The organism is Drancourtella sp. An57 (assembly GCF_002161525.1).
GTDB classification, from domain to species: domain Bacteria; phylum Bacillota; class Clostridia; order Lachnospirales; family Lachnospiraceae; genus Sellimonas; species Sellimonas catena.
In genome coordinates, this window is the sequence record NZ_NFHY01000006.1 from 116875 (window position 1) to 127155 (window position 10281).

11 protein-coding genes are annotated in these 10281 nt (G+C 47.3%); 10 read left to right on the top strand and 1 reads right to left on the bottom strand.

What is annotated here, in order from left to right:
- The first annotated feature begins 118 nt into the window (after positions 1 to 118).
- The 8 genes from rho (at position 119) to hisC (ending at position 8047) form a co-directional block, all read left to right on the top strand.
- Positions 119 to 1489 carry a transcription termination factor Rho gene (gene rho / locus B5G11_RS06470; protein WP_087252632.1) on the top strand — a complete coding sequence of 457 codons (1371 nt, stop codon included), beginning with the start codon at positions 119 to 121 and terminating at the stop codon, positions 1487 to 1489.
- 113 nt (positions 1490 to 1602) lie between these two features.
- Positions 1603 to 1809, top strand: a complete 207-nt coding sequence (gene rpmE / locus B5G11_RS06475; RefSeq protein ID WP_087168467.1) for a 50S ribosomal protein L31 — start codon at positions 1603 to 1605, stop codon at positions 1807 to 1809.
- An 87-nt stretch (positions 1810 to 1896) separates the two neighbouring features.
- Positions 1897 to 2850 (top strand): DUF1385 domain-containing protein, encoded by a 954-nt coding sequence (locus B5G11_RS06480; protein ID WP_087168466.1) that lies wholly within the window; start codon positions 1897 to 1899, stop codon positions 2848 to 2850.
- Complete coding sequence (gene prmC / locus B5G11_RS06485; RefSeq protein ID WP_087252577.1) at positions 2847 to 3728, top strand: peptide chain release factor N(5)-glutamine methyltransferase; 882 nt, start codon at positions 2847 to 2849, stop codon at positions 3726 to 3728. The genes B5G11_RS06480 and prmC overlap by 4 nt, the downstream gene beginning before the upstream one ends.
- The gene (prfA, locus tag B5G11_RS06490) at positions 3721 to 4794 is read left to right on the top strand and encodes a peptide chain release factor 1 (protein ID WP_087252578.1); all 1074 of its coding nucleotides are present in this window, start codon (positions 3721 to 3723) and stop codon (positions 4792 to 4794) included. Before prmC ends, prfA begins: the two co-directional genes overlap by 8 nt.
- Before the next feature lie 83 nt (positions 4795 to 4877).
- Complete coding sequence (locus B5G11_RS06495; RefSeq protein ID WP_087168463.1) at positions 4878 to 5792, top strand: phosphatidylglycerol lysyltransferase domain-containing protein; 915 nt, start codon at positions 4878 to 4880, stop codon at positions 5790 to 5792.
- Positions 5789 to 6985 (top strand): pyridoxal phosphate-dependent aminotransferase, encoded by a 1197-nt coding sequence (locus B5G11_RS06500; RefSeq protein ID WP_087168462.1) that lies wholly within the window; start codon positions 5789 to 5791, stop codon positions 6983 to 6985. The genes B5G11_RS06495 and B5G11_RS06500 overlap by 4 nt, the downstream gene beginning before the upstream one ends.
- A gap of 6 nt (positions 6986 to 6991) precedes the next feature.
- Positions 6992 to 8047 carry a histidinol-phosphate transaminase gene (gene hisC, locus B5G11_RS06505; RefSeq protein ID WP_087252579.1) on the top strand — a complete coding sequence of 352 codons (1056 nt, stop codon included), beginning with the start codon at positions 6992 to 6994 and terminating at the stop codon, positions 8045 to 8047.
- Positions 8048 to 8111: 64 nt separating this feature from the next.
- Here the strand turns inward: hisC and B5G11_RS06510 are convergent, their stop codons facing one another.
- The gene (locus B5G11_RS06510) at positions 8112 to 8462 is read right to left on the bottom strand and encodes a helix-turn-helix transcriptional regulator (RefSeq protein ID WP_087252580.1); all 351 of its coding nucleotides are present in this window, start codon (positions 8460 to 8462) and stop codon (positions 8112 to 8114) included.
- A 205-nt stretch (positions 8463 to 8667) separates the two neighbouring features.
- On the opposite strand from B5G11_RS06510, the gene B5G11_RS06515 reads away from it, so the two are divergent.
- Together B5G11_RS06515 and ispG are read left to right on the top strand one after the other, a co-directional pair.
- Positions 8668 to 9132 (top strand): hypothetical protein, encoded by a 465-nt coding sequence (locus B5G11_RS06515; protein ID WP_087168459.1) that lies wholly within the window; start codon positions 8668 to 8670, stop codon positions 9130 to 9132.
- 82 nt (positions 9133 to 9214) lie between these two features.
- Positions 9215 to 10276, top strand: coding sequence for a flavodoxin-dependent (E)-4-hydroxy-3-methylbut-2-enyl-diphosphate synthase (gene ispG, locus B5G11_RS06520; protein ID WP_087168458.1), 1062 nt, complete (start codon positions 9215 to 9217; stop codon positions 10274 to 10276).
- The last annotated feature ends 5 nt before the right edge of the window (positions 10277 to 10281 follow it).

The window sequence follows — 10281 nt, forward strand, 5'->3', positions numbered from 1 at the left end:
AAAACACTTTTCATTTTGAAAATTGTGATGTATACTTTACGTATTAAGTCAGTCAGGTCGAGTCAGACTATTTTTTCCCATGAGACCAGAATAGAAAGGAAAATAGAATATGATGGATATGAAAGAAAAATACGAAACGCTTTCACTGGCAGTACTGAAAGATGTGGCGAAAGCAAGGGGGCTGAAAGGAACATCCGCGTTAAAAAAATCGGATTTGATTGAACGCCTTCTTGAAGAAGATAGAAAAACACAGAAGACAGAGGAAACAGAACCTGTAAGAGAAAACAGGCATGATCATGAGCACGTCCAGAGAGAAGACGTAAGAGGGGAAAAGGGTGCCGGACTGGAACTGTCTGACCTGGACAGCGGTATGACGGCCCATGGAATCCTGGAAGTACTCCCGGACGGATACGGATTTATCCGCTGTGAGAACTATCTTCCGGGAGAGAATGATGTTTATGTTTCCCCGTCCCAGATCCGGAAATTCGGACTCAAGACAGGGGATATCGTTTCCGGAAATACGAGAATCAAGACACAGTCTGAAAAATTCAGTGCGCTGTTATTTGTAACGAAGATCAACGGACTTCCACCTGCGGTTGCAGTGAAACGGAAAAACTTTGAAGACATGACACCGATTTTTCCAAATGAGCGTCTGAGACTCGAAAATGAGAGAAGCAGCACAGCGATGAGAATTGTAGACCTGCTCTCGCCAATAGGAAAAGGGCAGAGAGGGATGATTGTATCTCCTCCGAAAGCAGGTAAGACGACACTGTTAAAAGAAGTGGCTCTCTCCGTTCTGAGAAACAACCCGGAGATGCATCTGCTTGTTCTTCTGATCGATGAACGTCCGGAAGAAGTAACCGACATTAAGGAAACAATCCGCGGGAAAAATGTGGAAGTCATCTATTCTACCTTCGATGAGCTCCCGGATCACCATAAGAGAGTGTCCGAAATGCTGATTGAGCGTGCAAAACGTCTTGTTGAGCATAAAAAAGATGTTATCATTCTGCTTGACAGTATTACCAGACTTGCAAGAGCCTACAACCTTGTTGTACCTCCGAGCGGACGTACCCTTTCCGGTGGTCTGGATCCGGCGGCCCTGCATATGCCGAAACGCTTTTTCGGAGCCGCAAGAAACATGCGGGAGGGCGGAAGCCTTACCATTCTTGCCACTGCACTTGTAGATACCGGAAGTAAGATGGACGATGTCATTTACGAGGAATTCAAAGGAACCGGAAACATGGAGCTTGTCCTTGACCGGAAACTTTCAGAAAAGAGAATGTTCCCGGCGATTGACATTCCAAAATCCGGGACAAGGCGGGAGGATCTTCTCCTTACTCCGGATGAGCAGGAAGCGGTTTACATTATGCGCCGCGCTCTCAATGGAATGAAGTCCGATGAGGCGGTTGATACGATTCTCAACCTGTTCAACCGGTCGAAGCATAATTCAGAGCTCGTGCAGACTGTCAAAAAAATGAAGTTTATTTAAAAAGAGGGTTGCAAAACAAAAACAGGTATGATACAATAAACCCGCTGTTTAGAAGACGATTAGTCGCAGAGAAATCTGTGTGAGACGAATAAAAGCAAGAAGAGGTGAAAATCATGAAAGAAGGAATCCATCCAGCATATCATCAGGCAACTGTAACATGCAACTGTGGGAATACATTTGTAACAGGATCCACAAAGGAAGATATCCATGTTGAAATCTGCTCCAAATGTCATCCATTCTACACAGGACAGCAGAAAGCAACTCAGGCTCGTGGCCGTGTTGACAAGTTTAACAAGAAATACGGAATCGAAAGCAAATAAGATTCAGAAGTACAGGGCTGAGGTTTTCATATCTCAGCTCTTTTTCGTTACTTTAGAAAACTGTTATTTAGCAGAGAAGGAGTTTCAATGAAGTCATCAAATGTAGGAGGACAGGCGGTTCTGGAAGGCGTGATGATGAAACACAAAGACCGGTACGCCGTGGCGGTAAGGAAGCCGGACGGGACGGTTGTTGTGGAGCAGGATGATTACAAAAGCATCGTCGGTTCCCACCAGAAGCTGCTTAAAACACCATTTATCCGCGGAATCTTCAATTTTATCGATTCAATGATTCTGGGTATGAAGACGCTGACGTGGTCAGCCGGCTTTGAGGAAGAAGAGGAGGAGGTGCTGACGGAAAAGGAGGCCAGGAAAAGGGAGAAACTGGATCAGGTGATCAATGGGGTCGTCATGGCGGTTTCTTTCCTGATTGCCATCGCAATTTTTATGGTTCTTCCGTATTTTCTGTCAGATCTGTTCAAGACGGTCATTCCGTCCTATGTTATCCGGACGATTCTCGAAGGCGTGATCCGGATTCTGATTTTTGTCGGCTATATCTGGCTGATCTCCAGGATGGAGGATATCCGGCGTCTGTATCAGTATCATGGTGCCGAGCATAAATGTATCAACTGTATCGAGCATGGACTGCCGCTTACAGTAGACAATGTCAGAATCAGTTCCAAAGAGCATAAACGGTGCGGGACGAGTTTCCTCATGTTTGTTATGATTGTGGGAATTGTCCTTCTGTTTTTTGTCCAGACGGAGTCCCATATTCTGCGGGTTGTAATCCGGATCGCGCTGCTTCCGGTCATTGCGGGAATTTCCTATGAGATTATCCGGCTGGCTGGAAACAGTGATAACGTGGTAGTTAACCTGTTAAGCAGACCGGGGCTGATGCTTCAGGGTCTGACGACAAAGGAACCGGACGATAGTATGATTGAGGTTGCGATTGCTTCTGTGGAAGCGGTCTTTGACTGGAAGGCGTACCTTGCAGAAAATTTTCCGGTCCGTGAAGAATCCGGAAGAAAAGAGGAGGCCGTATGACATTCCGGGAAGCACTGAACTGGGGAAAAGAAAAGCTTCAGCATGCAGGGATTCCGGAATATGATCTGGATGCCTGGCTTTTGCTGGAGCATGTGTCCGGCCTTTCCAGAGCCATGTATTTTGTGAGAGACAGAGAAGAGATGGAAGAATCGTGCCGGGAGCAGTACGAGGAGGCCATAAGAAAGCGCGAAAGCCGCGTCCCGCTCCAGCACATCACCGGGGTGCAGGAATTTATGGGATATGAATTCCACGTCAATGAGCATGTGCTCATTCCCCGGCAGGATACGGAGATCCTTGTAGAGGAGGCAGACCGGGCTGCAGATGATACAGGCGCGAAGCGGATTCTGGATGTCTGCACCGGATCGGGCTGCATCCTGTTAAGCCTTTTAAAAATGAATGAAAACCGGATCGGAACCGGATCCGATCTTTCGGAACCGGCCCTTAAGATGGCGGAGGAGAACCGCAGACTGCTTGAGATTCCGGAAGAACGGGCCGCATTTGTGCAAAGCGATCTGTTTGAAAGAATTGAGGGGACATACGATATGATCGTTTCCAATCCCCCCTACATCAGGACGGAAGAGATCCGGAAGCTCCAGGAGGAGGTCCGGCTCCATGACCCCTACGGGGCACTGGACGGAAAAGAAGACGGGCTGTATTTTTACCGCCGCATCATTTCAGAGGCGGGCGGTTATTTTGACCATCAGGGGACGTTGCTTTTTGAAATCGGATACGATCAGGCGGAGGATGTCAAAAGGCTGATGGAAGAGGCCGGCTACAGTCAGATCTATGTAAAAAAGGATCTGGCAGGGCTTGACCGTGTAGTAGGCGGCGTGTACAATAAAGCAAGAGAAAATGAGGAGGAATTAACAAATGTTTGATAAACTGGACGATTTGCTGATTCGTTTTGAAGAGATTATGGGAGAGCTTCAGGAACCGGACGTTGTCAATGATCAGACGCGGTTCCGCAGTCTGATGAAAGAGCAGAACGATCTGGCTCCGATTGTGGAAGCATATAAAGAATACAAAAAATGTAACGAGACAATCGAGGACAGCCTTGCCATGCTGGAGGAAGAGTCGGATGAAGAGATGCGGGAGCTTCTGAAAGAAGAGCTTGCCGATGCCAGAAAACGTGTAGAAGAGCTGGAGCATGAACTCAAGATCCTGCTTCTCCCGAAAGACCCGAATGATGACAAGAACGTTATCGTCGAGATCCGTGCCGGCGCCGGCGGAGACGAGGCTGCGCTGTTCGCGGCAGAGATCTACCGGATGTATATTCACTATGCAGAACGGAGAAGATGGAAATGTGAGATGATTTCACTCAATGAGAATGGAATCGGCGGTTTCAAGGAGGCAGTCTTTATGATCTCCGGACAGGGCGCTTATTCCAGATTGAAATATGAAAGCGGGGTACACCGTGTACAGCGTGTGCCTGAGACGGAAAGCGGCGGCAGAATTCATACATCCACCATCACTGTTGCTATCATGCCGGAGGCGGAGGAAGTGGATGTTCATATCGATATGAACGACTGTAAATTCGACGTATTCCGTGCTTCCGGAAACGGTGGACAGTGTGTCAACACGACAGACTCTGCTGTACGTCTGACCCATATCCCGACAGGTATCGTAATCTCCTGTCAGGATGAGAAGTCCCAGCTGAAAAACAAGGATAAAGCGCTCAAGGTTCTGCGTGCAAGACTTTACGAGCTGGAGCAGGCAAAGCAGCATGACGCTGAGGCTGAGGCAAGAAGAAGCCAGGTAGGAACCGGAGACCGTTCCGAGAAGATCCGGACATACAACTTCCCGCAGGGACGTGTGACAGATCACCGGATCAAGCTGACACTTCACAAACTGGATACCGTGTTAAACGGAGATCTGGATGAAATCATTGATTCGCTGATTGCGGCCGATCAGGCGGCAAAACTTGCGAACATGCAGGAAAACTAACTGACAGACAGGATGCCCTATATCGGTATGGCACCGGATGTAGGGCTTTTGTATTCGTGGAAAAGAAGAAGGTATAATACAGTATGGATGAATGGAAATTTAACCGTGTCCAGCTAAAGGATCAGGAACTGATTAAGGAATATTTTCGGAAATACCCGTCAAGAAGCTGTGACAGAACATTTTTTGGAGTTATGCTTTGGGGAAGACATTATAATCTGGATTTTGCCTTTACAGGAAAAGCTATTCTGTTCCGGGAAAAGACAGAGAGCGGGTACGGTTTTGCATGGCCCGCAGGACCGGATGAGGAAATCCGGGAACTGATCCCGCAGATGGAGAAACACTGCGAGGAGCAGGGAGGAGAGTTTCACATGTACGGACTTTCCGAGGCACAGTTTGCCCTTGTCGACAGCTGGTATCCGGGAAAGTACCAGATTGAATATGACAGGGATGCGGCGGATTATATTTATGAGTCGGAAAAGCTTTGTACCCTGTCTGGAAAAAAGCTTCACGGTAAACGGAACCACATCAATAAGTTCAAGGCCACGTATGAGGACTGGGCATATGAGCCGCTCACAAAGGACAATCTGGAAGAATGCTTTCAGATGGCTCTGAAATGGAGAAACGAAAACGGATGTGACGAAGATGAAGAGAAAAACTGCGAGATGTGTGTAACGCTCAATTCTCTGAGACTGTTTCAGGAGTTGCATCTCAAAGGTGGAATTCTTCGTGTAAACGGTAAGATTGTCGCATTTACCGTCGGGGAACCGGTAAGTGATGACACGGTTGTTGTCCACATTGAAAAGGCATTTGCCGATGTGCCGGGTGCATATACAATGATCAACCAGCAGTTTGTGGAACATGAATGTATGGGATACCGCTATGTCAACAGAGAGGATGATGCCGGACAGGAGGGGCTTAGAAAAGCAAAGCTTTCCTATAAGCCGGCAATGCTGCTTGAAAAAGGAGTTTTATCAAAAGTACAGGAGGTATCAGAATGATTGCAGAGAAGATGAAAGGGATGGTGGCGAACAGTTCCGCGATCCGTGCGATGTTTGAGGAAGGAAACCGGCTTGCCGGGATTTACGGGGCAGAAAACGTCTATGATTTCAGTCTTGGAAATCCGAATATTCCGGCTCCGGAAGCGTTGACAAACGCCATGATGGATGTGCTGAAAGAGGAGGATCCGGTTGTGCTGCACGGATATACGAACAGCAATGCAGGGTATGCGGACGTCAGAGAGGCTGTTGCACAGAATCTGAACGAGCGTTTCGGAACTTCCTTTGAAGGAAAGAATATTACGATGACAGTAGGAGCGGCAGGCGGTCTGAATGTCATTCTGAAAACACTGATCAATCCGGGAGATGAAGTGATTGTCTTTGCGCCGTATTTTGGAGAATACAGAAGCTATGTCAACAATTTTGACGGAGTGCTTGTGGAGATCTCCCCTGATACGGAGACATTCCAGCCAAAACTTGACGAGTTTGCCCGGAAGATTACGCCAAAGACCAAAGCGGTGATTGTCAACAATCCGAACAACCCGACCGGTGTCGTATATTCCGAGGAGACAGTAAAGAAGATGGCTTCCGTTATGGAGGAAAAGCAGAAGGAATACGGAACGGATATTTATCTGATTTCCGACGAGCCGTACCGTGAGCTTGTGTACGGGGATGCCGAAGTTCCATTCCTGACAAAGTATTACGACAATACGATTGTAGGTTATTCATTCAGTAAGTCCCTTTCTCTTCCGGGAGAGCGGATCGGATACCTTGTGATTCCGGATGAAGTGACAGACAGCGCGGATGTGATTTCCGCTGCCAACGTAGCAACCCGGATTCTTGGATTTGTCAATGCACCGACACTCCAGCAGAAAGCAGTGGCAAGATGCCTGAATGAGAAGGCGGACATCGCTTTTTATGATAAGAACAGAGAGACCCTGTACGAAGGGTTAAAGAAGGCGGGATTTTCCTGCATTAAACCGGAAGGAGCATTCTATCTGTTTGTCAAGTCTCCGGTGGAAGATGAAAAGGAATTCTGCAGCAGAGCGAAAAAATACAATATTCTGATGGTGCCGGGAAGCTCCTTTGGATGTCCGGGCTATGTCAGACTTGCATACTGTGTCGCATACGACACGATTGTACGTGCGCTCCCGAAATTTGAAGAACTTGCGGCCGAGTACCGCGGACAGGAGTAGACGCGTATGAGACTGGAAGAAAATATCCGCCGGGTGACTCCTTATGTTCCGGGAGAGCAGCCGCAGCAGAAAGTAATCAAACTGAATACCAATGAAAATCCGTATCCGCCTGCGCCGGGAGTGGAGCGGGCACTAAAGGAGATGGATGACGGAAGACTCCGTCTGTATCCGGATCCGGAAATCCGCATGCTGACAGAGAGCCTGGCCGAATACTGCCAGGTGAAACCGGAACAGATTTTTGTAGGAGTGGGATCAGATGACGTACTGTCAATGAGCTTTCTTACCTTTTTTAATTCCGGAAAGCCGATTCTGTTTCCGGATATTACCTATTCCTTTTATAAGGTGTGGGCAGAACTCTACCGGATCCCGTATGAATGCTGTCCGCTGGATGAGAATATGCACCTCAGAAAAGAGGACTACTGTAAGGAAAACGGAGGCATCATTTTCCCGAATCCGAATGCGCCGACGGGAATTTATGAGAGCCTGGATGTGATTGAGGAGATTTTAAAGCAGAATCCGGACGTGATCGTCATTGTGGATGAGGCGTATATCGATTTTGCAGGAAAGCCGTCCGCCATTTCCCTGATTGACCGGTATGACAATCTTCTGGTGACACAAACCTTTTCCAAGTCCAGATCCATGGCAGGAATGCGGATCGGATTTGCGGCAGGGAACGAACGGCTTATTCGCTGGCTCCAGGATGTGAAGTATTCTTTCAATTCCTATACTATGTCCTATCCGGCCATTGTCTGCGGGACGGAAGCGGTAAAAGATACGGAGTACTTCCGGAAGACGACGGAAAAGATTGTCGCCACAAGAGAATGGAGCAAAGAGAAACTGGCGGATCTGGGATTTGAATTTCCGGATTCCAGTACAAACTTTATTTTTGCAAAACATCCGAAGTATGATGGAGAAAAACTGTTTCAGGCTTTAAAGGAACGGCAGATTTATGTCAGACACTGGAAACAGCCTGAGATCGCGCAGTATTTACGAATCACTGTCGGAACAGATGAGGAAATGAATCAGTTTTTTGACACGTTGGAAGAGATTATGAAAGAATAAGTCAGGAAAAGGAGGAATCAAAAATTCCTCCTTTCCTGATTTCTGAAATATTGTGTATGGATGATCATTGCCTGTCCCTCAAAGCCAGGAGGTTTGCATATTCCAGCAGATCCTGCTTTGACTTCGGGGAGAGAGACATGAAAACAGTTTTGAGCTGATACTGAATAATCCGTTCGTTTATGGCAGGCCCGGACGAAGAAACTTCGACCGGATGCGACTCCTTGCCGGAAATGAGATAATCGGTACTGACATGAAAAAACTGCGCAATCATATACAGTTTGTCATAGTCTGGCTGTCGGTTTTTGGTCTCGTATCCGGCGATGGTTGATCGGGATACCTGAAGGTATTGTGCTAGCTGGTCCTGAGTTACGTCTGCGTTTCTGCGCAGCAATTTTAGTCTTTCTGAAAACCCCATATATTGCCTCCTATCTTTAGTGTGGCTACATTTTAGCAATAGAAACGTGGGGAAAACAGGAAGTGTGTCGGAAAGGAACACAGATGGAGCGGTATGTGTCGAAAAGCATCAAAAGGAGCCGGAGACGAATCCCGTGTTGACAGGTATGAATAAAAATTTTATAATTTACTTAGAATAAAAGAAGAAAAATATGGAGGTAATCCGGATGTTAATTGCCAAAAATGATGAAAAAGAGAGAAGTTTCCTGTTTCGGATTGTAATCTGGACAGCGTCTGTTCTCATCATTGCGGTTGCAGCGTACTTCCTGATCCGGTCATTTGCAAGAAATCCGATTGCTGGGACATGGGAATATCAGGATGACAATATTACAATGACCATTCAAAGTGATGATAAAGTTAAACTTCAGTTTGATAATCTGCAGGATGTTCCGGAACTTGCGGTGACAATGGACTGTCAGGTGGATAAAACGGAAAAGACGCTGGTGATCGGCGGACTGCAGCAAAGTGAGATTGACAGAATCCTGGAGCAGTATGATGGACAGTTGACCCAGAGTGCTCTGGATACAGCGCTTTCCATGTTTACGACATCGTTTGACTACAGCATGGAACGGCAGACGTTGACGCTTACGGACCGCGAATACGGTGAACAGATGATATTTGATAAAAAATAGAACTTTCCCCTCTATACAGGAAAACGGATATGACGTGTGACTTGGGTAGAGGGGGATTTTATTCATGTAGAGGAGGAAGAGTATGCTGCGCACACAGACAAAAGTAATTCAGATAGGAAATGTAAAGATCGGAGGCAGTTATCCGGTTGCCATCCAGTCTATGACAAACACAAAAACAGAAGATGTAGAAGCAACGGTAAAGCAGATCCTGGCTCTTGAGCGGGCAGGCTGCGAGATTATCCGGTGTGCCGTTCCGACAATGGAGGCTGCAGAAGCACTCAGAGAGATCAAACGCAGAATTCATATCCCGCTTGTGGCGGATATCCACTTTGACTACCGGCTTGCCATTGCGGCCATTGAAAACGGAGCGGACAAGATCCGTATTAACCCGGGAAATATCGGGGATCAGGACCGTGTGAGAAAAGTAGTGGAGAAGGCCAAAGAATACAAGGTTCCGATCAGGGTAGGAGTCAACAGCGGCTCTCTGGAAAAGAATCTTGTGGAAAAATATGATGGCGTGACGGCCGAAGGACTGGTGGAAAGCGCGCTGGATAAAGTGCGTATGATTGAAAAAATGGGATACAACAATCTGGTTGTCAGTATTAAGGCATCTGATGTCATGATGTGTGTCAAAGCGCATGAACTACTTGCTCCGCAGTGTCCGTATCCGCTTCACGTCGGTATTACGGAAGCAGGGACTATCCTTTCCGGCAATATCAAATCTTCCATCGGGCTTGGAATCATTCTTTATCAGGGAATCGGAAATACCATCCGTGTCTCTCTGACGGGAGACCCACTGGAAGAAGTCAAATCCGCAAAGCTGATTTTAAGGACATTGGGGCTGAAAAAGGGCGGCATCGAGGTCGTTTCCTGTCCGACCTGCGGCAGAACCAGAATTGACCTGATCGGCCTTGCAAACCAGGTGGAAGACATGGTGCAGGATATCCCGCTTGACGATGTGAAAGTGGCAGTCATGGGCTGTGTTGTCAATGGACCTGGTGAGGCGAAGGAAGCCGATATCGGAATTGCCGGAGGCGTCGGAGAAGGACTCCTGATTAAAAAGGGAGAGATTGTAAAAAAACTCAAAGAAGAAGAACTCCTCCCGGCCCTTAGGGAAGAGCTTCTGAACTGGAAAAAAGATTGAGGACG